Source organism: Sphingobium cloacae (genome assembly GCF_002355855.1).
Classification (GTDB): domain Bacteria; phylum Pseudomonadota; class Alphaproteobacteria; order Sphingomonadales; family Sphingomonadaceae; genus Sphingobium; species Sphingobium cloacae.
This window is the reverse complement of record NZ_AP017655.1, coordinates 1,696,180-1,714,592: the sequence shown is the minus strand read 5'-3', so window position 1 is coordinate 1,714,592 and position 18,413 is coordinate 1,696,180. Positions and strand designations below refer to the sequence as shown.

The following is an 18,413-nucleotide window of genomic DNA, read 5'->3' as shown; positions in this document are numbered from 1 at the left end:
CTTCAGTCGGCGAAGCTGCGCGGCGCGGCATCGACGACGGTGAAGGCGCCCGCGCCCACCTCGGATACCTGCAGCGCCCTTTCCGCCACGCCGTCGCGGTTGAAGCGGAATGCGCCGTCGATCCCGGCGAAACCGCCCGAATCGCGCAGCCGTCCCGCGGGGAACGGCGTCCCGACCTTCCAGTCGCGCGCGATCCGCACCGTCAGCAGCACCGCGTCATAGCCCAGCGCCGACAGTCGGAATGGCGCATTGCCGTAGCGCGCCCGATATTTGGTGGCGAGCTGGCGATAGAGGCCGTCCGACACGCTGGCGAACCATGCCCCGCGCAGCACCGGGCTGGACGCCAGCGCATTGTCGGTGTTCCACAGTTCCGTCCCCAGCAGCCGCGCATTGGCCCCGCCATTCTTCCGCACCACCGGCGCGATCTGGAGCGCCACGCGCCCGCTGTCGGCGATCAGCAGCGCGTCATAGCTGGACGATGCCTGCAATTTCTTGACCGCCGCCGTGATCGACCCGGCCGAACGGTCGAAGGTTTCCAGCGCCACGACATTGCCGCCCGCCTGTTCGACCGCCCGCAGCATCGCCGTCCCCGCGCGCTCGCCATAGACGCCCTTGGGCACCAGCCCGGCAAAGCGCGACAGGCCCTTTTCCCGCGCGAAGCCGATCACCCGCTCGATCGACTGGTTGGGGTTGTAGCCCAGAATATAGGTGCCCTTGCCCGCGACGCTCACATCGTTGGAAAAGCTGATGACGGGTACGTTGGCCCGCGCGGCGATGGGACCGATCACCCGCGCATCGTCCGCCAGCAGCGGCCCCAGGATCAGGCGGTTGCCATCGGCCAGCGCCTTGTTGACCGCCGCCGCCGCGCCGAGATTGGTGTCATAGGTGGTGATGCGCAGCTTGTCGGCCTTCGTATCCAGCAGCGCCAGCGTGGTCGCATTGGCGATGGACTGGCCGACCCCGGCATTGGTGCCGCTCATCGGCACCAGCAGGGCGACGCGATGCCGCTCCGTATCGGTGGGCAGGCCCTGCGTCACGTCCGGCCCGGTCGGCGGCGGCGGAGGGGCGGGCTGCTGCCCCTTGGGCACGATGGACTGACAGGCGGCGAGCAACAGCGTGCCGGCCGCGAAGAGAATGCGCGCGCCGCGCTTCGTGGCGGTCCATATGTCCGCTTGCCGGGGGGCATCCGTCTCTGTCATTTGATGTCCTTATGGAAACTCAACATTCGGGGCTTGAACCCGGTCTTTATATCGTGGCCGGTCCCATCGGCAACCTTGGAGACCTGACGCCGCGCGCGGCGGAGATATTGCGCCGCGCCGATGTGATCGCCGTGGAGGATACACGGGTCAGCGCGCGCCTGCTGCGCCATGCGGGGTCGGAACGGCCGATGATCCCCTATCACGACCATAGCGCGGAGGGCGTCCGCGCCCGCCTGATCGAGCGTATGGCGGGCGAATCGGTCGCGCTGCTGTCGGACGCGGGGACGCCGCTCATCTCCGACCCCGGCTACAAGCTGGTGCGCGATGCGCGCGCGGCGGGACGGCGGATCACGACGCTGCCCGGACCCAGTGCGGCGATAGCGGCGCTCACGCTGTCGGGCCTGCCGACTGACCGCTTCCTCTTCATGGGCTTCCTCCCCGCCAAGGCGAAGGCGCGTGCCGATGCGCTGGCCGAAGTCGTCGCCCTGCGCGCCACGCTCATCTTCTACGAAAGCGGCCCGCGCCTGTCCGACAGCCTTGCCGCCATGGCGGAGGGGCTGGGCGACCGGGAAGCCGCCGTCAGCCGCGAGATCAGCAAGGCTTTCGAGGAAACCGCGACCGGCACCCTCACGCAACTCTCCGCCCGCTATGCCGACGCGCCGCCCAGGGGCGAGATCGTCGTCATCGTCGGTCCGCCCGGCGAAGCGCCGCCCGCCAGCGGGGAAGATGCCGACGCCGCCCTGCTCGACGCCATGGCGCGCCTTCCCGTTTCCAAGGCGGCGGGGGAGGTGGCGAAGAAGCTCGGCCTCGACCGCCGCGCCCTCTACGCCCGCGCGATGGAACTCAAGGGGTGAGGAAACAGGCGGCCGAAAAGCGCGGACGGCAGGCGGAGCGCATCGCCGCATGGTGGCTGCGCCTCAAGGGCTGGCAAATCCTGGCCCGCCGAGCGCGGACGCCCGCGGGCGAGGTGGACCTTGTCGCCAGACGCGGGACCATGATCGCCTTCGTCGAGGTGAAGGCCCGTGCCACCGACGCCGATCTCGACCTCGCCATCGACGAGCGCCGCCTGTCCCGCGTCGCGGCGGCGGCGGAAATCCTGTTCCACGACCATGCGAAACCCGGAGACGACATGCGAATCGACGTGATGCTCCTTGCGCCGGGGCGTCCGCCGCGCCATCTGGCGAATGTCTGGCATGGGGGCTGACCGCGCTCCCCGCCGCACGCAACGAGAAGGACGAACATGACCCAGTTGAACCCGCTCACCGTCGCCGTGCAGATGGACCCGATGGAAGGGATCAATATCGAAGGGGACTCGACCTTCCACATCATGCTCGCCGCGCGGGAGCGGGGACACAGGCTCTACCATTATCTCGCGCCCGACCTCACCTATCGCGAAGGCCGCGTGCTGGCGAAGGCGCGTCCCGTGCGCGTGCAGAAGGTCGCGGGCGATCACTTCATCTTCGGCGAACCGGAAATGCTGGACCTTGGCCGCGACGTGGACGTGGTGCTGATGCGGCAGGACCCGCCCTTCGACCTTTCCTACATCACCGCCACGCATCTGCTGGAACGGGTGCAGGCCGAAACGCTGGTGGTGAACGATCCCGCCGCCGTTCGCGATGCGCCGGAAAAGCTGTTCGTGCTCGACTATGCGCGCTTCATGCCGCCCACCATGATTACCCGCGACCTGGAGGAGGTGAGGAGCTTCCTCGCCCGGCATGGCGAGATCGTGGTGAAGCCGCTCTACGGCAATGCGGGCAACGCCGTCTTTCATGTCGGGCAGTCGGGCGCGAATCTGTCGGCGCTGGTGGAACTGTTCAAATCCTCATGGGTCGAACCCTTCATGGTCCAGGCTTTCATCCCCGGCGTCGCGAAGGGCGACAAGCGCATCGTCCTGGTCGATGGCGAAGTGGCGGGCGCGGTCAACCGCATTCCCGGCGCGGGCGAGATCCGATCCAATCTCGCGGTCGGCGGATCGGCGGCGAAGACGCAGCTTACCGGGAAGGAAGAGGAAATCTGCGCCGCGCTCGGCCCGGAACTGAAGCGCCGGGGGCTGCTGTTCGTAGGCATCGACGTGATCGGCGGGGAATGGCTGACGGAGATCAACGTGACATCGCCCACGGGCATCGTCTCCATCGACGCCTTCAACGGCACCGACACGGGCGGCATGATCTGGGACGCGATCGACGCGCGCCTTGCCGCGCGGGCGGCGGCATGACGGAACGGCGTTTCAAGGCATGACCGATTTCGTCCTGCGCCTGATCGATGCGGGCGGTTATTGGGGCATTTTTCTGCTGATGGTGCTGGAGAATGTCTTTCCGCCCGTGCCGTCCGAACTCATCATGGGGATCGGCGGCATCCGTGTCGGGCAGGGGCGGATGGAGATGGAGTGGCTGCTGCTCGCGGGCACCATCGGCACCACGGTCGGCAATTATTTCTGGTATCTGGTCGGCCATATTCTCGGATTCGGGCGATTGAAGCCGCTGGTGGACCGCTATGGCCGCTGGGCGACGCTGGAATGGAAGGATGTGGAGGCGCTCGACCGCCTGTTCGGCAAATACGGCCAGATCGTCGTCTTCATCTTCCGCTTCATGCCCGCCTTCCGCACGATGATCTCCCTGCCTGCGGGGCTGTTTCGCATGGGGCATGTGAAATTCCTGCTCTGGACCACCGGCGGCGCGCTGATCTGGAACATCGTCCTGGCCTATGCCGGATATGTGCTGGGCCAGAATTTCCGCGACATCGACAAATATGTGGGACCGGCGGCCACTGCCTGCGTGATCGGCGCGATCATCCTCTATCTCTGGCGTCTCGCCACCTGGAAGCCGCGCGGCTGACGGCGGTCAGAAGGGCATCTTGATGCCCACCATCACGCGGTTGGAAATCGCGCCGCCCGCCAGGCTGTGACTTTCCACATGCACATCGGCGCGCGCCTTGCCGAACAGGCCGACCTCCGCGCGGCCCAGCGGCGGCTCTTCGCTAACGGGCGCGCGCTCTATCCTCTGGCTGGTCCGGCGGCCGGTCACGATGATGGCGCTGTCTTCCGATGCTTTGACATGCTGAAGGTCGAAATCAGGCGGAATGGCCGGCGCATCGACCGAACCGGTGCCTTGCAGCGCGAGAATGAGATGAAAAACCATCGCGTTTTTCTCCGATCACCCATGGATCGGCGCCGAGGCTGAAGACAAATTATGGCCTTTTGATGTCTTGCATGTTCTCGCCGGTCAGCTGGCCTCGCTATCCTCAAGGGCGGCATTGACCATGCCGCCCGCCATATGGCCGAGCGCCTCCGCCATCGCGTCGCCCATGGCCCGATCCATCTTCTCCTGCGCCGCGATGGCGCAGGCCATGGCGAGCGACCATTGATCCGCGAGGGCCGGCGTGATCGGAAAGGCGCGATGCAGCGACATCACGCATGTGCCGCGCTCGAACCAGTCGCGCGGCCCGCCCAGCCAACCCACCAGGAAACGCGTCAGTCCGTGACGGACAGGACCAAGGTCCGCCGCATGAAGCGCCCGCAGACCGGCAAAGTTGGGATCGGTTTCCAGCAGGTCGTAGAAATGGTCGACAATCGCGCGCACGACGGGTTCGCTGCCGATATGCTCATAGGGGGTTGGCGGCGGGGCGCTGGTCATCGGCTCGTTCCTTCCGCTGAAAAAGGATTCAGCTTGCCGTGCCTGCGGCCCTTGTCATTGATCCATGTCAAATTAAGCGCGCGGATGGGCATTCCGATAAACGTCCAGCAGATGCGCCGCATCGACCTGCGTATAGACCTGCGTCGAGGACAGGCTGGCATGGCCCAGCAATTCCTGTAACGAGCGCAGGTCTGCGCCCCGGCCCAGCAGATGCGTGGCGAAGCTGTGCCGTAGCGCATGGGGTGTCGTGCGCTCCGGCAGGCCCAGCCTCCCGCGCGCGCCCTGCACCGCCCGCCGGATGAGAGCGGGGGAAAGCGGCCCGCCCCGCGCGCCCCGGAACAGCGGCTCGCCCCGCGCCGGGGCATAGGGGCAAAGGGTGACATATTGCTCGATGGCCTGTCTTACCTGCGGCAGCAGCGGCACTATGCGCGTCTTGTTCCGCTTGCCCGTGACGCGCAGCGTGTCGCCGAGCGGCAGCACGTCGCCGGTCAGTCCCGTCGCCTCGCCGATGCGCAGCCCCGCGCCGTAAAGCAGCATCAGCACCGCCCAGTCGCGCGCGCCGATCCACCCGTCCCGCGCCGTTTCCGCGATGTCTTCGGCCAGAGCCACCGCTTCGTCCGGGGAAATCGGCCGCGGCAGCCCGCGCTTCACCCGCGGCCCCTTCAGGGCGGGCACGCGCCCTTCCTCGCCCCCCGCGAATTGGAGGAAGCCCCGCACCGCCGACAATTCCCGCGCGGCGGACAGGTTGCCTATGCCGTCCATCCGCCGCATCGTCAGGAAGGCCCGCACGTCCGCCTGATCCAGCCGCGCCAGCATCGCCCGCGTCACCGCTTCGCCGCGATGCTCCTCCAGAAAGGCGACCAGCCGCTCCGCCGTCGCCATATAGGCGCGCACCGTATGCGCCGACCGTCGCCGGTCGAGCGCCAGATGACGACGCCAGTCTTCGATCGGGGCGGAGGATGCGGTCATGCCGCCATTCTAGGCTACGCATCGCCGAAACGGAATCCCTTCCCCGCGCCCTTGAAAAAGTCCGCGAAATGGGCACATGGGAAGCATGAACGCCCCGATCGATCCGGCCGATATGCCGACCGGCATCCGCATGACGCTGTCTGCGCGGGTGGGGCGCATATTGGCGCCCAACCCGTCGCCTTTCACCTATACGGGCACGCAGACCTATGTCGTGGGCCAGAGCGACGTGGCGGTGATAGATCCCGGCCCGGACGAGCCAGCGCATGTCGCGGCGGTGGTCGCGGCGCTGGAGGGGCGCCCCGTCCGCGCGATCCTGTGCACCCACACCCATCGCGATCACAGCCCGGCGGCGGCTCCGCTCTCGCAGATCGTCGGCGCGCCGATCGTCGGTTGCGCGCCGCTCGCCATGGAGGATGATGGCCCGCGCGCAGACGCCGCCTTCGACGCCTCCTACCGCCCCGACCGCATATTGTCCGATGGCGATCGGGTGGCGGGAGAAGGCTGGACGCTCGAAGCCGTCGCCACGCCCGGCCACACCTCCAACCATCTCTGCTTTGCGCTGCTGGAGGAAAAGGCGCTGTTCACCGGCGATCATGTCATGGGCTGGTCGACCAGCGTCATCTCGCCGCCCGATGGCGACATGACGGATTATATGCGCTCCATGCAGCGCCTGCTCGACCGGGATGACGCCGTTTATTATCCGGCGCATGGCGATCCGGTGGAAAATCCCCAGCGCCTCGTGCGCGGCATGATGGGGCATCGCAAGCAGCGGGAGGGGCAGATTCTCCGCTTCCTCGAACGCAACGGCGTCTCCCCGATCCCCGCCATGGTCGCGGAAATGTACAAGGGTGTCGATTCCCGCCTGCACGGCGCGGCGGGGCGGTCGGTCCTGGCCCATCTCATCGATCTGGACCAGCGCGGCATCGCCGCTCCGCTGGATGACGGGCGATGGCGGCTTTGCTGAAACGCTATGGCGCGCCCGCGGCCGTCGCGCTGCTGGTGCTGATCGCTGCCGGCGCCATGCTCACCGGTTGGCAGCGTTACAATCGCGACTATGTGGTGACGGTGGAGGAGGACGGGTCCGCCGTCACGAAGCTCATCGCGGAGCGGTTCGCCGGCGCGAGCAGCCTCAAGGTGTCCGAACTGTCCGGTACGGTCCAGAGCACGGCGCAGGACGTGCGCGGCTTCGGCTGGCTGAAGTCGGATCAGGTGGTGAAGATGCCCTTCTCCGTCGATTATTTCGTCGACGTGAGCCGGATCGGCCCCGGCGACCTGGAGTGGAACGAAAAGACCCGCACCCTGATCGTCAACGCGCCGGACGTGAAGCCCGCGCGGCCCAATGTCGACGAAGCCGCCCGCACGCTGGTCCGCACGTCGGGCATGTTCGTCACGCGGCAGGCGGCGGAGGAACTCAGCCGCCGCACCTCCGCCCATGCGCAGGGCCGGGCGGAAAAGGAAGCGCGTTCGCCCGAACGCATGGCGCAGGCCCGCGATTATGGCCGCGCCGCGCTGGGCAAGCTGCTGGGTGCGCCGCTGGGCGTGATGGGCTATGGTGATGCCCGGGTGATCGTGACTTTCCCGCCGGAAAGGGCAGGCACGAGCAAGGAGCAATGGGACGTGACCACCCCGATCAATGAGGTGCTGGCCAACAAAGGGCAGGCCCGCTAGGGGGCGGTCGCAAGGGTAGTTGAGGAGTTTGGAGCAATGAACGCGATCACCGGAATCCCGCAGGGCGTGGATCTGCGTGCGGAAATCGACCGGCTGCGCAAGGAGCGGAACGCCGTCATCCTCGGCCATTATTATCAGAAGCCCGAAATCCAGGAACTGTCCGATTTCGTCGGCGACTCCCTGGAACTGTCGCGCCGCGCCGCGGAGACGGACGCGGACGTCATCGCCTTTTGCGGCGTGCGCTTCATGGCGGAAACCGCGAAGATCCTGTCGCCGGAAAAGATCGTGGTCCTGCCGGACATGGATGCGGGCTGCTCGCTGGAGGACAGCTGCCCTCCCGCCCAGTACAAGGCGTTTCGCGAGGCGCATCCCGACCATATCGCGCTCAGCTACATCAATTGCTCGACGGAGGTGAAGGCGCTCAGCGACATCATCGTCACCTCCTCCTCGGCGGAGAAGATCGTCGCGCAGTTGCCCAAGGATCAGAAGATCATCTTTGGCCCCGACAAGCATCTGGGCGGCTATCTCAAGCGCAAGCTGGGGCGCGACATGCTGTTGTGGCCGGGCGTGTGCATCGTGCATGAGGCGTTCAGCGAGACCGAGCTGGCGAAGCTGAAACTGCAACATCCCGGCGCGCCGGTCGTGGCCCATCCGGAATGTCCGGGGCATATCGTCGATCTGGCCGACTATATCGGCTCGACCAGCGGAATCCTCGATTATGCAAAGCATATGGAAGGCGACACGCTGATCGTCGCCACCGAGCCGCACATCATCTACCAGATGCAGAAGGCGATGCCGCACAAGAATTTCATCGGCGCGCCCGGCGCCGACGGCAACTGCAACTGCAACATCTGTCCCTATATGGCGCTCAACACGCTGGAAAAGCTCTATCTCGCCCTGCGCGACCTTCAGCCGCGCATCGAAATGGACGAGGACCTGCGGCTCGCCGCGAAGAGGAGCCTCGACCGGATGCTCGAAATGGCGAGCGGCACGGTGGGGCAGGGCGACCTCGGCGCGCGCTAGGCTGGCCGGGGAGGGGAGATCATGTTCGGCGTTCCCGACAATGAATGGGGGATCGCCTTCTATGTCCTGGAATGGGCGATCCGCATCGGCGCGCTGGTGGCCATCCCCTTCCGCCGCTCGCCCGCCGCGACGCGGGCATGGCTGCTGCTGATCTTCTTCCTGCCGGTGCCGGGCCTGCTGCTGTTCCTCGCCATCGGCTCCCCGCGTTTCCCCGAATGGCGGCGGGAGCGGTTCGCGGAACTGGACGGCTGGTTCCATATCCTCGGCTCCCGCCTTGCCGCCCACGCCCCGCCGCCCGATCCGCGGCAGGACGCCATCGTCGCCCTGACCGCATCGCTGGGCAGGATGCCCGCGGCCACCGGCAATGCGGTCGACCTGATCTCCGATTATGACGCCGCTATCGACCGGCTGATCGCCGACATAGACGGCGCGCGCAGCCATGTGCGCATCCTCGTCTACATCCTCGCCAACGATGCCGTGGGCCAGCGCCTCGCCGATGCGATGGGCCGGGCCGTCGCGCGGGGCGTCGCGGTGCAGGTGATGTTCGATCCCGTGGGTTCGCGCCCATGGCGGCGCGGCACGCTGGCGATGCTGGAGGCGGCGGGCGTCGAATATCGCGAGGCGCTGCCCTTCCGCTGGCTGCGTGGGCGCACCCGGCGCGACATGCGCAACCATCGCAAGCTTTTCGTGATCGACGGCATGATCGGCTATGTCGGGTCGCAGAATCTTGTCGCGAAGAATTTCAAGCCCGGTATCGTCAACCGCGAACTGGTCGCCCGCGTGACCGGCCCGGTGGTGGCGGAAATGGAGGCGATCGTCCGCGCCGACTGGTATCTGGAAACCCATGCCCTGCCGTCCGCGCCCGTCGCCGTGCCGCTGCCCGCCGGACAGGCCGTGGCGCAGCTTCTTCCCAGCGGGGCGGAATATCCGCTGGAAGGGTTCAAGACGCTGCTGGTCTGGCAATTGCACCAGGCGCGCAGCCATGTGATCCTCGTCACGCCCTATTTCATTCCCGACGACGATCTGGTCGACGCGATGCGGACGGCGGTGCTGCGCGGCGTGCGCATCGACGTCATCGTGTCGGCGGCGGTGGACCAGTGGCTCGTGCGGCTCGCGCAAAGCTCCTATTATTCGGAGCTGCTGGCGGCGGGCATCCATATCCACGCCTATCGCCGCTATCTGCTCCACGCCAAGACGGTCAGCATCGACGGCCGCCTTGCGCTCATCGGCTCCAGCAATGTGGACCTGCGCTCCTTCCAGTTGAACGAGGAAGCCAGCCTCCTCCTGTTCGACCCGCCATCGGTCGCGGCGGTGGAAGCCGTGCAGCGCGAATGGCTGACCCATAGCGACGAGATCGAGCGCGTCGCATGGCGCGCCCGTCCCTTCCCGCGCAAGATCGCGGAGAATATCGCCCGGATGGTCGGATCGCTGCTTTAGCGATGCTGCATACTGGCGCGACGCGGCGGGATCGCTTATCGCCTCGGTCCATGAAAAAGCTGCCTGTCATGCTTCGTTCGAGCGCCCTGACGCTCGCCGCGCTTCTTTCGCCCGCCCTGATCGCCGCCGCGCCCGCCGACCCCTATCTCTGGCTGGAGGACATCGAAGGCCCCAGGGCCATAGCGCAGGTCGAAAGGTGGAATGCGGACACCGACCGCCTGCTGCGCGCCGATCCTGCCTTCGAACGGGACCGCGCCCGCGCCCGCGCGATCCTCGACGACGAAAGCCAGATCGCGCTGCCCGATCAGGTGCTGGGCGATCGCGTCATGAACCTCTGGCGCGATGCGAAGAACCCGCGCGGCCTCTGGCGCTCGACCGATCTTGCCTCCTACCTCGCGGGCAAGCCGGTCTGGAAGACCGTGATCGACGTGGACGCGCTCGGCAAGGCGGAGGGCAAGAGCTGGGTCTGGCACGAAGCCGACTGCCTTGCCCCCGATTACACCCGCTGCCTCATATCGCTCAGCCCCGGCGGCACCGACGCGGACGTGGTGCGCGAGTTCGACCTTGCCACCGGCCGGTTCGTGAGCGGCGGCTTCACCGTCCCCGAAGCCAAGAGCGACGTCGCCTGGGTGGACAAGGATACGCTGCTGGTGGCCACCGATTATGGCGCGGGCAGCCTCACCGCATCGGGTTATCCGCGCATCGTCAAGCGCTGGCAGCGCGGTACGCCGCTCGCCTCTGCGACGATCGTCAAGGAAGGGGCGGTCGGCGACATGACGCTCGCTCCCCGCGTCGAACAGGATGGCGACAGGCGCTGGACCTTCCTCAACCGCGCGCTCAGCTTCTACACTGCCGAACTGTGGCTGGAGGGGGAGGGCGGCCGCCTCGTCAGGACGCCCGTGCCCGAAAGTGCCGAACTGCGCGCGGTGATCGGTGGGCGGATGATCGTTTTCCTGAACGATCCGCTGGGCGACATTCCCGCCGGTTCCCTGGTCGCATGGCCGCTGGCGGACGTGGCGGCGGGGAAGGCGGGCGCGCCCGAAACCGTGCTGGAACCGACCGCCCGCGCCGTCATCGAGGATGTCCGCGCCACCGACCATATCCTCTGGGTCAAGCAACTGGACGATGTGTCCGGCGCGCTGCTCGCGCTCACCCGCGATCCGGCGACCGGCGCGTGGACCCGCCGTGCCGTCCCGCTCGCCGACAAGGCGACCGTCCATCTCGTCGGCGCGGCGGACAAGCGCGACATGATCTTCGCGTCGGTCGAAGGGATGCTCACCCCGCCCAGCCTGATGGCGGCCGGTCCCGAAGGCCCCGCGCGCACCGTCCAGCAGCTCGCCCCGCGCTTCGACGCCAGCCGGTTCACCGTCGAACAGCGTTTCGCCATATCGAAGGACGGCACCCGCATCCCCTATTTCCTCGCCCGGAAGAAGGGCGTGGCGGGTCCGGTCCCGGCGCTGATCCACGCCTATGGCGGTTTCCGCGCCGCGCAGACGCCGACCTATCTCACCACCGAGCCTTATCGGGCCGGGCCGCTCGGCCTCTTCTGGGTGGAGGATGGCAACGCCTATGTCCTCGCCAATATCCGGGGTGGCGGCGAATATGGCCCCGCATGGCATGCGGCGGCTCTGCGCGAAAAGCGGCAGAACGCTTTCGACGACCTCACCGCCGTGGCCGAAGACCTGATGAAGACCGGCGTCAGCGAAAAGGGCCGCATCGCCATTTCCGGCCGTTCCAATGGCGGCGTGCTGGTCGGCGCGGCGATGACGCAGCGCCCCGACCTTTATGGCGCGGTGATCGCAGGTTCCCCGCTGGAGGATATGAAGCGCTATTCCCACCTGTCGGCGGGCGCGTCGTGGATCGATGAATATGGCGATCCCGACAAGCCGCAGGACTGGGCCTTCATGGCTGGATGGTCGCCTTATCAGAATGTCCGCAAGGGCGTGAAATATCCGCCCGCCTTCTTCTACCTGTCGACCAAGGACGACCGCGTCCACCCCGGTCACGCCCGCAAGATGGCCGCGAAGCTCAAGGATTATGGCAATCCTGTCTATTATCACGAATATCGCGAAGGCGGCCATTCGGTCGGCGCGGACCATGCGGAGGACGCCGTGCGCGCGGCCTTGCTCCACGCTTTCCTGAGGCGCGAAATCGGGGGAGAGACAAAATGACGAGCGACTTCACCCTGCCCGGCTTCGACCTCGACGCCTTCGTCCGCTCGACCCTTGCCGAGGATCTCGGCCCCGACTCCCGCGATGTCACCAGCGAGGCCGTCATCCCCGCCGACGCGCTGTTCGAGGGCGTGATGGACAGCCGCGATCCGGTGACGCTGGCGGGCCTGCCCATCGCCGCCGCCTTCTTCCGCCATCTCGACCCCGATGTGGAGATCATGTTCCTGGCCCAGGACGGCGACCGCGTTCCGGCCGGAACCGACATCCTGCGGATGAAGGGCAAGGCCCGCGCCATGCTGACGGCGGAGCGGTCCGCGCTCAACACGGTCCAGCACCTCACCGGCATCGCCACCATGACCCGCGCCTATGTGGACCGGATCATGGGCACCGGCGCGACGCTGCTCGACACGCGCAAGACCATTCCGGGCCTGCGCGTCCTTGAAAAATACGCGACCCGCATGGGCGGCGCGACCAATCATCGCATGGGCCTGTGGGACGCGGCGATGATCAAGGACAATCACGTCGCCGTCGCCGGATCGGTGGAGGAAGCCGTCCGCCGTGCCGCTTCCGCCGGGATCGAGCGCATCATCGTGGAGGTCGACCGCGTGGACCAGATCGAACCCGCGCTCGCCGCCGGAGCCACGCATCTGCTGCTCGACAATATGGACCCGCCCACCCTGCGCGGAGCCGTCACGCTGGTGGGCGGCCGCGTGCCTACCGAAGCGTCGGGGGGGGTCACGCTCGACACCATCCGGGCGAAGGCGGAAACCGGCGTCACCTATATCAGCGTCGGTCGCCTCACCCAGTCCGCTCCGGCCGCCGACATCGGCCTCGACTTCGCCTATGCTTAGGGCGGCGCTGGCGCTGCTCGCGCTGACGGCGCCCGCCGCCGCGCTGGCGCAGGCGGTCCAGTGCAGCCTGCCCGCGCAACTGCCGCGCCCGCGCATGGTGCTGCCGGACAGGGGCGAGACGGGCCGGATCATGCCGATCGGCGGCTATACGCTCGCCTTGTCATGGTCGCCGCAATATTGCTCGACCGCGCGGGGCGGCGACAGCGCCTTCCAGTGCAAGGGCCGCCATGGCCGATTCGGCTTCATCCTCCATGGCCTGTGGCCGGACGGACCGGGCGCCGCATGGCCCCGTTTCTGCCGCAAGGCCGACCTGCTGCCGCGAGAGGTCATCCGCCAGAATCTCTGCATGACGCCCTCGGTCCAGCTTCTCCAGCATGAATGGGCCAAGCACGGCAGCTGCATGGCGAGCAGGCCGGAGCTTTATTTCGATCTCGCCCGCGCCTTCTACCAGTCGATGCGCTTTCCCGACATGACGGCGCTGGCGCGACGCGATACCCTGACCGTGGGGCAGTTCACGGACGCTTTCGTCCGCGCCAATCCCCGGTTGCGGCCCGAGATGATCCGGGTCAGGACGACGCGCGGCAACTGGCTGTCGGAGGTCTGGGTCTGCATGGACAAGGCGCTGGACTATGCGCGCTGCCCCGTTGGCAAGACCGGCGCGAAAAGCGGTGCGCTTCTCCGCATCGAACCCGGCCCGGCCATGCCCCGGCCTTCCGCCTCGCCGCTCGTGCCTGCGCGCAAGCCCGGCCTGATCCTCGACCTCGACCCCCATGCGCAGGTGCCCGGCAAGGGCGATTGATCCTATCCGTCGATGATCGCCGTCGAAGGGTGATGCCGGTCCAGATGCCGCCGGATGATCCGCAGATTCTTCGTATTCGACTTGTAGAAGAAATCGAACACGTCCCCTGCGAAGGGAATCGCGCCGATCAGCGTATCGAAACCGATATTGGCGGCCATGCGCGTCAGCTGCCATTTCGACATGCCCAGATTGCGCGCTTCCCAGACGATCCATGCGCCCATGGCGGCGGTGGCGAGGTCGCCCACGACGGGAACCAGGCCGACAAGGCTGTCCAGTCCCACCCGCCGCTTCGTGCCGGGGATGACGAACAGCCCCTCCAGCAGCGCCTCCATCGCTTCGATCCGGCGGCGGATCGAAGCAGGATCGCGGCCCATTCCGGGCAGGTCGCGCACGATGCGGTCGAATTGATCCTGCGGTATCGCCATCAAGCCATTCTCCTCGTCCGCCCTAGTTGGTGGCGCGGAACAGATGATTCAACGGGTGCCGTGCGCGGGGCGAGGGCATGAAACCCGTCATCCGCCGCCCCACCAGCGACCAGCGCAAGGGCGCGCCCAGCGGGACATAGCCGTCATGCGCCTGCGTCAGCGCCACGGCCTGCGCGATCCGGTCGGCGCGCTCCTCCGCCGTGGTAGCGAGGCTGGCCGATTGCAGCATGGCCTCGGCCTCCCTGTTGCAATGCACGCCCCGCGCACAGCCGACGCGCCCCAGATACCAGAGCGCGCTGTCATAGGCCGCCACCTCGTCGATCAGGCGCAGGTCCGCATCCTGCTGCACCGAAACTCTTTCCGCCGAAAGCCCGATGGCGCGCAATCCCTGCGCCACCAGAGCGAACAGCATCGTCGATCCCGAGCCATCGGGCAGCGCGACGCGGAGCATGGGAGGGTCGCCATGCGCCGCGCGCCAGCGGTCCACCGCCGCGCGCCCCTGCGTCCGCCGTTCCCCGATCGTCAGCGCGGACCATTCGGGCGGCGCGGCCGGGGCGGGCAATTCGAACTGGCCGGGCAGCAATTGCTCGCTCGTCGACCATCCGGCCAGGGGGAACATCGTCGGCAGCTGGCTGCGGTCTATGCTCATGTTGATGGCGCGCCGAACGCCGCCGTCGTCCAGCAGGGCGCCATCGCCGGTGATGGCCAGGCCCAGCAGCCCCTGCACCGGATCGACCCGCACCGCATCCCGATCCACCCCCGAAGGCACCAGCAGCGGCAGGTCGGCATAGCGCCCGCCCAGCATCAGATCCGCCAGCCCCGCGCGGAAACGCACGATGGCGAGCGCCGCCCGTTCGGCCCGCAAGATCCGGTTCTGCCATGGGGGGACGGCGACTTCGGCTTCGTCGGCATCCTCCGTCTTGTCCACCGGCTTCAGCAGCAACGCCTTGCCCCATTTCCCGCTGCGATAGGGGCCGGTGCCGCCCGCGCTCGACAGGATCGCCATTTGCGGCTGGGCCAGCATTTGCAGGACGAAGGGCCGGGGCGCGGCCAGGCGGATCTCCACGACCTCGCCGGTCATCGGCACGACGGCCTCCACCGCGTCCAGCGGGCCGTTCCTGTCCATCCGCCGCAAGCTGTCGATGCGGGCCGACAGAAGCCGCGCGACCTCCTTCGCCATCACCCGCTCGCCATCGGGCCAGAAGGCGCGGCGCAGGCGGAAGATATAGCTTTTTCCGTCGTCCTGCACGATCCACCGCTGGGCCAGGGCGGGCAGAATCTCTCCTCCCGCGTCGAACGCCACCAGCCCCTGCGCGGTCGCCTCCAGCATCAGCTTCGCGGCCGGACCGGGCAATTGTTCCAGCGGTTTCGCCAAATCGTCTCGAACGCCGACTACGCTGACCGTCACCGGCCCGCTGCTCTGGTCAGAACAACCGGCGAGGAGGGCGGCGGCGGACAGGATGCCGGCCAGAGGCGCGATCCGGGCGGCGGGTGGGAAGAGGCGGGGCATGAACGACATGGGCAGACGAAACTCTAGCCGCCACGCGCGCCCGCGCAACCATGATGGTGCGGAGAGACGCAAAAGCCCGGCTGCCGCGACTGTCATGGAAGTGACACATATTGTGCATGGAAATGAAACAGAAACTTCATATCCGCATCGACACTCTACAGAGGGACTGAGATGAACGGCAAGATTTCACTTCGGATCGGCACGGCTCTGGCGCTGGCCGCCGCGCCATGGCCGGCGGCGGCGCAGGCCATCAGCACGTCGGAAGCCGCCGAACTGCGGGCGCAGATCGCCGCTCTCAAGGCGCAGGTGCAGCAACTGGAATCGCGTCTCGACGGCGTAGCGGCCACGGCGGCGCAGGGGCAGGGGCAGGGGCAGGCCGCCCCCGCCTCCGCAAGCCAGTCTCCCGCGCAAATGGCGCAGGCTGCGCCTTCCCAGTCCGATTCCGGCACGGCCATCAGCTGGAAAGGCAGCCCCGTCTTCAGCAAGGGCGGCGCCAGCTTCAAGGCGAAGGGCCGCATCCAGTATGACGCCGGCCTGCTCAAGGCGCCGGGCAGCGTCGATGACCGGGCGAAGGGCTATTCCAACGAACTGCGCCGCCTGCGCCTGGGCGGGGAAGGGCAGCTTGGCGGCGGTTTCGGCTACAAGCTGGAGGTCGAGCTTTCCGACAACAAGATCGATGCCGTCGATACCTATATCAGCTATGAGCGCGGCAAATGGCTGGTCACGCTGGGCAATCAGAACCAGTTCCAGTCGCTCGACGAACTGATCGGCGACACCAGCGGATCGGTGATGGAGCGTGCCGCCTTCACCGACGCCTTCGGCTTCGAACGGCGCCTGGGCCTTGCGGTGCAATATAAGTCCGGCATCGTTCTGGCGCAGGCGGGGATCTTCTCCGACAGCATCGATTCTCTGGTCAACGCCAATGACGGCCCCAATGGCGGGGACGAAAACAACAGCTACGGTTTCGACGGACGCATCGTGCTTGCCCCCAAATTCGGCAAGACCCAGTTGCATTTCGGCGTGTCTGGCCATTGGCGCGATCTTCAGCGGCTGTCCGAAAATCCGGTCAAATACCGCCAGCGCCCGTTCCTCCATACGGTCAACAGCTATTTCCTGAACAGCGGCGACATCGCCGCCACCGGCGAGAATCATTACGGCCTCGAACTGGCGGGAAGCCGCGGGCCGCTCTGGTGGGCGGGCGAGGGGCACTGGCTGCGCGTCCGGCGGCCGGGGCTGGCCGATCCGACCTTCTTCGGCGGCTATGGCGAGGTGGGCTATGTCCTGACCGGCGAAACGCGCGGCTACAAGAACGGCATTTTCGGCGGCGTGAAGCCCGCCAATCCGGTCGGCAACGGCAGTGGCGGGCTGGGCGCGTGGCAGGTCGCGCTGCGCTACGATCATCTGGACATGAACGACCGCGACATCGTGGGCGGCACGCAAAAGGCCTATATCGCGGCGCTGGTCTGGACCCCGATCGAATATCTGCGCTTCAACATCAACTATGCGCATATCGACTATACCGACGCCGCGATCCTGGCGGGGAGCCGGTCGAACTATGGCGTCAACATATTGGGCTGGCGCGCCGAACTCGACTTCTGACGGGGAACCTCACCGCTCCCCCGCGCATTGATCTGCCCGAACAGGCAAGGAGGGTGCGCGATGGCGGATAGACAGGAAGAACCGGCGCGGGTGACCGTCGTGGAAAAGCGGGGCGGCGGCCCGACGCTGCTCGCCCTGTTGCTGCTGGTCGTCGTGATCGCGATCGCCGCCATGTTCCTGATCGGGAGCGAATCCCGAAAGAACAACGCCGTCGAGGACGCCGCCCGGCAGGTGGGGCAGGCGGCAAGCGACGTCGGCAGCGCCGCCACCGATGCCGCGCGCCCGAAGGAGCAGTGAAGTCGGCGGAAAGCGCCGCTCATCCGATCCCTATCCGACCATGCCGCACAAAAAAGGGCGCCCCGAAGGACGCCCTTTTCCCTGTCCGGCCTGCCGTTGACGGCTCGGCCGTGAAATTCTTCAGCCTTCGACCTTGACGTGCTTGGGCGCGGCTTCGTTGAGGATGCGCAGGATCTTGGTCAGCGCGCTCGGCTCGTCCGTCTCTTCCATCGCGGCCAGTTCGCGGGCGAGGCGGCTGGAGGCCGCTTCGAAGATCTGGCGCTCCGAATAGCTCTGCTCGGGCTGGTCGTCGGCGCGGAACAGGTCGCGGGTCACTTCGGCAATCGACACCAGGTCGCCCGAATTGATCTTCGCTTCATATTCCTGCGCGCGGCGCGACCACATGGTGCGCTTCACCTTGGGCTTGCCCTTCAGGGTTTCCATCGCTTCCTCCAGCGTCTTGTTGGAGGACAGCTTGCGCATTCCCACGCCTTCGGCCTTGTTGGTGGGCACGCGGAGCGTCATGCGCTCCTTTTCGAAACGAAGCACGTACAACTCCAGGTCCATGCCGGCGATCTGCTCTTTTTGCAGTTCGACCACACGGCCCACGCCATGCTTGGGGTAGACGACATAATCACCGACGTCAAAGGACAGCGCCTTGGCAGCCATTTGAAACCTTTCCAATCAACGGGGGAGACGGGTCACCGCGAAGCACATGCGAGTCAAAACATGCCGGGAAGACCGCGGCGCCGCCATTAGGACATGAGACTATTTCTCCTGAGCGGGCGCGACCAAGCCCGCCGTCACGAGCCTATTTAGCAGATTCGTAACAAAATTGCCACCCCCGGACACAA

20 protein-coding genes are annotated in these 18,413 nt (G+C 66.9%); 13 read left to right on the top strand and 7 right to left on the bottom strand.

All coding sequences use genetic code 11. From position 1 onward, the window contains the following. Window positions 1-2 precede the first annotated feature (2 nt). Complete coding sequence (locus tag SCLO_RS08315) at window positions 3-1,199, bottom strand: penicillin-binding protein activator (RefSeq protein WP_066516656.1); 1,197 nt, start codon at window positions 1,197-1,199, stop codon at window positions 3-5. 11 nt (window positions 1,200-1,210) lie between these two features. On the opposite strand from SCLO_RS08315, the gene rsmI reads away from it, so the two are divergent. Genes rsmI through SCLO_RS08295 form a run of 4 tightly spaced genes read left to right on the top strand, consistent with a single transcriptional unit; the run spans window position 1,211 to window position 4,033 of the window. Continuing rightward, entirely contained in the window at window positions 1,211-2,053 is an 843-nt protein-coding gene (gene rsmI, locus SCLO_RS08310) for a 16S rRNA (cytidine(1402)-2'-O)-methyltransferase (RefSeq protein WP_066516654.1), read from the top strand. Continuing rightward, the gene (locus SCLO_RS08305; protein WP_066516652.1) at window positions 2,050-2,403 is read left to right on the top strand and encodes a YraN family protein; all 354 of its coding nucleotides are present in this window, start codon (window positions 2,050-2,052) and stop codon (window positions 2,401-2,403) included. The genes rsmI and SCLO_RS08305 overlap by 4 nt, the downstream gene beginning before the upstream one ends. Before the next feature lie 36 nt (window positions 2,404-2,439). Then, a complete protein-coding gene (gene gshB / locus SCLO_RS08300) occupies window positions 2,440-3,414 on the top strand; it encodes a glutathione synthase (protein ID WP_066516651.1) in 975 nt (324 codons plus the stop codon). A 19-nt stretch (window positions 3,415-3,433) separates the two neighbouring features. Further along, on the top strand, window positions 3,434-4,033 hold the full coding sequence (locus SCLO_RS08295; RefSeq protein WP_066516746.1) for a DedA family protein: 600 nt from the start codon (window positions 3,434-3,436) through the stop codon (window positions 4,031-4,033). Window positions 4,034-4,039: 6 nt separating this feature from the next. Here SCLO_RS08295 and SCLO_RS08290 read toward each other — a convergent pair whose 3' ends face one another. The 3 genes from SCLO_RS08290 to SCLO_RS08280 all read right to left on the bottom strand — a co-directional run bounded on the left by SCLO_RS08290 (window position 4,040) and on the right by SCLO_RS08280 (window position 5,800). After that, window positions 4,040-4,336 carry a hypothetical protein gene (locus SCLO_RS08290; protein ID WP_066516649.1) on the bottom strand — a complete coding sequence of 99 codons (297 nt, stop codon included), beginning with the start codon at window positions 4,334-4,336 and terminating at the stop codon, window positions 4,040-4,042. 84 nt (window positions 4,337-4,420) lie between these two features. Beyond that, window positions 4,421-4,831: a group II truncated hemoglobin gene (locus SCLO_RS08285; protein WP_066516647.1), complete on the bottom strand. Its 411-nt coding sequence runs from the start codon at window positions 4,829-4,831 to the stop codon at window positions 4,421-4,423. Window positions 4,832-4,903: 72 nt separating this feature from the next. Beyond that, on the bottom strand, window positions 4,904-5,800 hold the full coding sequence (locus SCLO_RS08280; protein ID WP_066516645.1) for a tyrosine recombinase XerC: 897 nt from the start codon (window positions 5,798-5,800) through the stop codon (window positions 4,904-4,906). 85 nt (window positions 5,801-5,885) lie between these two features. Here SCLO_RS08280 and SCLO_RS08275 point away from each other — a divergent pair, with 85 nt between their 5' ends. From SCLO_RS08275 to SCLO_RS08245, 7 genes are read left to right on the top strand one after another with little or no spacing between them, the layout of a single operon-like run. Further along, complete coding sequence (locus SCLO_RS08275) at window positions 5,886-6,764, top strand: MBL fold metallo-hydrolase (protein ID WP_066516744.1); 879 nt, start codon at window positions 5,886-5,888, stop codon at window positions 6,762-6,764. Beyond that, complete coding sequence (locus tag SCLO_RS08270; RefSeq protein WP_066516644.1) at window positions 6,749-7,468, top strand: DUF4230 domain-containing protein; 720 nt, start codon at window positions 6,749-6,751, stop codon at window positions 7,466-7,468. The genes SCLO_RS08275 and SCLO_RS08270 overlap by 16 nt, the downstream gene beginning before the upstream one ends. A 36-nt stretch (window positions 7,469-7,504) precedes the next feature. Then, complete coding sequence (gene nadA / locus SCLO_RS08265; protein ID WP_066516641.1) at window positions 7,505-8,491, top strand: quinolinate synthase NadA; 987 nt, start codon at window positions 7,505-7,507, stop codon at window positions 8,489-8,491. A gap of 21 nt (window positions 8,492-8,512) precedes the next feature. After that, on the top strand, window positions 8,513-9,928 hold the full coding sequence (cls, locus tag SCLO_RS08260) for a cardiolipin synthase (RefSeq protein ID WP_066516640.1): 1,416 nt from the start codon (window positions 8,513-8,515) through the stop codon (window positions 9,926-9,928). Window positions 9,929-9,978: 50 nt separating this feature from the next. After that, entirely contained in the window at window positions 9,979-12,099 is a 2,121-nt protein-coding gene (locus tag SCLO_RS08255) for a prolyl oligopeptidase family serine peptidase (protein ID WP_083949063.1), read from the top strand. Then, window positions 12,096-12,950 carry a carboxylating nicotinate-nucleotide diphosphorylase gene (gene nadC / locus SCLO_RS08250; RefSeq protein WP_066516638.1) on the top strand — a complete coding sequence of 285 codons (855 nt, stop codon included), beginning with the start codon at window positions 12,096-12,098 and terminating at the stop codon, window positions 12,948-12,950. Before SCLO_RS08255 ends, nadC begins: the two co-directional genes overlap by 4 nt. Then, the gene (locus tag SCLO_RS08245) at window positions 12,943-13,749 is read left to right on the top strand and encodes a ribonuclease T2 family protein (protein WP_066516637.1); all 807 of its coding nucleotides are present in this window, start codon (window positions 12,943-12,945) and stop codon (window positions 13,747-13,749) included. Before nadC ends, SCLO_RS08245 begins: the two co-directional genes overlap by 8 nt. 2 nt (window positions 13,750-13,751) lie before the next feature. On the opposite strand, the gene SCLO_RS08240 is transcribed toward SCLO_RS08245, so the two are convergent. Both SCLO_RS08240 and SCLO_RS08235 read right to left on the bottom strand, forming a co-directional pair. Further along, the gene (locus SCLO_RS08240; RefSeq protein ID WP_066516636.1) at window positions 13,752-14,174 is read right to left on the bottom strand and encodes a DUF4112 domain-containing protein; all 423 of its coding nucleotides are present in this window, start codon (window positions 14,172-14,174) and stop codon (window positions 13,752-13,754) included. Between the two features lie 22 nt (window positions 14,175-14,196). Further along, entirely contained in the window at window positions 14,197-15,684 is a 1,488-nt protein-coding gene (locus SCLO_RS08235) for an ABC transporter substrate-binding protein (protein WP_407695318.1), read from the bottom strand. A 171-nt stretch (window positions 15,685-15,855) separates the two neighbouring features. On the opposite strand from SCLO_RS08235, the gene SCLO_RS08230 reads away from it, so the two are divergent. Both SCLO_RS08230 and SCLO_RS08225 read left to right on the top strand, forming a co-directional pair. Beyond that, a complete protein-coding gene (locus tag SCLO_RS08230) occupies window positions 15,856-17,283 on the top strand; it encodes an OprO/OprP family phosphate-selective porin (RefSeq protein ID WP_066516631.1) in 1,428 nt (475 codons plus the stop codon). Between the two features lie 60 nt (window positions 17,284-17,343). Then, window positions 17,344-17,580 (top strand): hypothetical protein, encoded by a 237-nt coding sequence (locus SCLO_RS08225; RefSeq protein WP_066516630.1) that lies wholly within the window; start codon window positions 17,344-17,346, stop codon window positions 17,578-17,580. A 120-nt stretch (window positions 17,581-17,700) separates the two neighbouring features. Here SCLO_RS08225 and SCLO_RS08220 read toward each other — a convergent pair whose 3' ends face one another. After that, window positions 17,701-18,228 (bottom strand): CarD family transcriptional regulator, encoded by a 528-nt coding sequence (locus SCLO_RS08220; protein WP_066516629.1) that lies wholly within the window; start codon window positions 18,226-18,228, stop codon window positions 17,701-17,703. Window positions 18,229-18,413 lie beyond the last annotated feature (185 nt).

What these genes read in the sequence shown, in the direction of transcription:
- nadA (WP_066516641.1), top strand. Translation starts at nt 7,505, where the DNA reads ATGAACGCGATCACCGGAATCCCGCAGGGCGTGGATCTGCGTGCGGAA.
- SCLO_RS08280 (WP_066516645.1), bottom strand. Translation starts at nt 5,800, where the DNA reads ATGACCGCATCCTCCGCCCCGATCGAAGACTGGCGTCGTCATCTGGCG.
- nadC (WP_066516638.1), top strand. Translation starts at nt 12,096, where the DNA reads ATGACGAGCGACTTCACCCTGCCCGGCTTCGACCTCGACGCCTTCGTC.
- cls (WP_066516640.1), top strand. Translation starts at nt 8,513, where the DNA reads ATGTTCGGCGTTCCCGACAATGAATGGGGGATCGCCTTCTATGTCCTG.
- SCLO_RS08255 (WP_083949063.1), top strand. Translation starts at nt 9,979, where the DNA reads ATGAAAAAGCTGCCTGTCATGCTTCGTTCGAGCGCCCTGACGCTCGCC.
- SCLO_RS08290 (WP_066516649.1), bottom strand. Translation starts at nt 4,336, where the DNA reads ATGGTTTTTCATCTCATTCTCGCGCTGCAAGGCACCGGTTCGGTCGAT.
- SCLO_RS08285 (WP_066516647.1), bottom strand. Translation starts at nt 4,831, where the DNA reads ATGACCAGCGCCCCGCCGCCAACCCCCTATGAGCATATCGGCAGCGAA.
- SCLO_RS08270 (WP_066516644.1), top strand. Translation starts at nt 6,749, where the DNA reads ATGGCGGCTTTGCTGAAACGCTATGGCGCGCCCGCGGCCGTCGCGCTG.
- SCLO_RS08230 (WP_066516631.1), top strand. Translation starts at nt 15,856, where the DNA reads ATGAACGGCAAGATTTCACTTCGGATCGGCACGGCTCTGGCGCTGGCC.
- SCLO_RS08245 (WP_066516637.1), top strand. Translation starts at nt 12,943, where the DNA reads ATGCTTAGGGCGGCGCTGGCGCTGCTCGCGCTGACGGCGCCCGCCGCC.
- SCLO_RS08275 (WP_066516744.1), top strand. Translation starts at nt 5,886, where the DNA reads ATGAACGCCCCGATCGATCCGGCCGATATGCCGACCGGCATCCGCATG.
- SCLO_RS08315 (WP_066516656.1), bottom strand. Translation starts at nt 1,199, where the DNA reads ATGACAGAGACGGATGCCCCCCGGCAAGCGGACATATGGACCGCCACG.
- SCLO_RS08225 (WP_066516630.1), top strand. Translation starts at nt 17,344, where the DNA reads ATGGCGGATAGACAGGAAGAACCGGCGCGGGTGACCGTCGTGGAAAAG.
- rsmI (WP_066516654.1), top strand. Translation starts at nt 1,211, where the DNA reads ATGGAAACTCAACATTCGGGGCTTGAACCCGGTCTTTATATCGTGGCC.
- SCLO_RS08235 (WP_407695318.1), bottom strand. Translation starts at nt 15,684, where the DNA reads ATGCCCCGCCTCTTCCCACCCGCCGCCCGGATCGCGCCTCTGGCCGGC.
- SCLO_RS08220 (WP_066516629.1), bottom strand. Translation starts at nt 18,228, where the DNA reads ATGGCTGCCAAGGCGCTGTCCTTTGACGTCGGTGATTATGTCGTCTAC.
- gshB (WP_066516651.1), top strand. Translation starts at nt 2,440, where the DNA reads ATGACCCAGTTGAACCCGCTCACCGTCGCCGTGCAGATGGACCCGATG.
- SCLO_RS08240 (WP_066516636.1), bottom strand. Translation starts at nt 14,174, where the DNA reads ATGGCGATACCGCAGGATCAATTCGACCGCATCGTGCGCGACCTGCCC.
- SCLO_RS08295 (WP_066516746.1), top strand. Translation starts at nt 3,434, where the DNA reads ATGACCGATTTCGTCCTGCGCCTGATCGATGCGGGCGGTTATTGGGGC.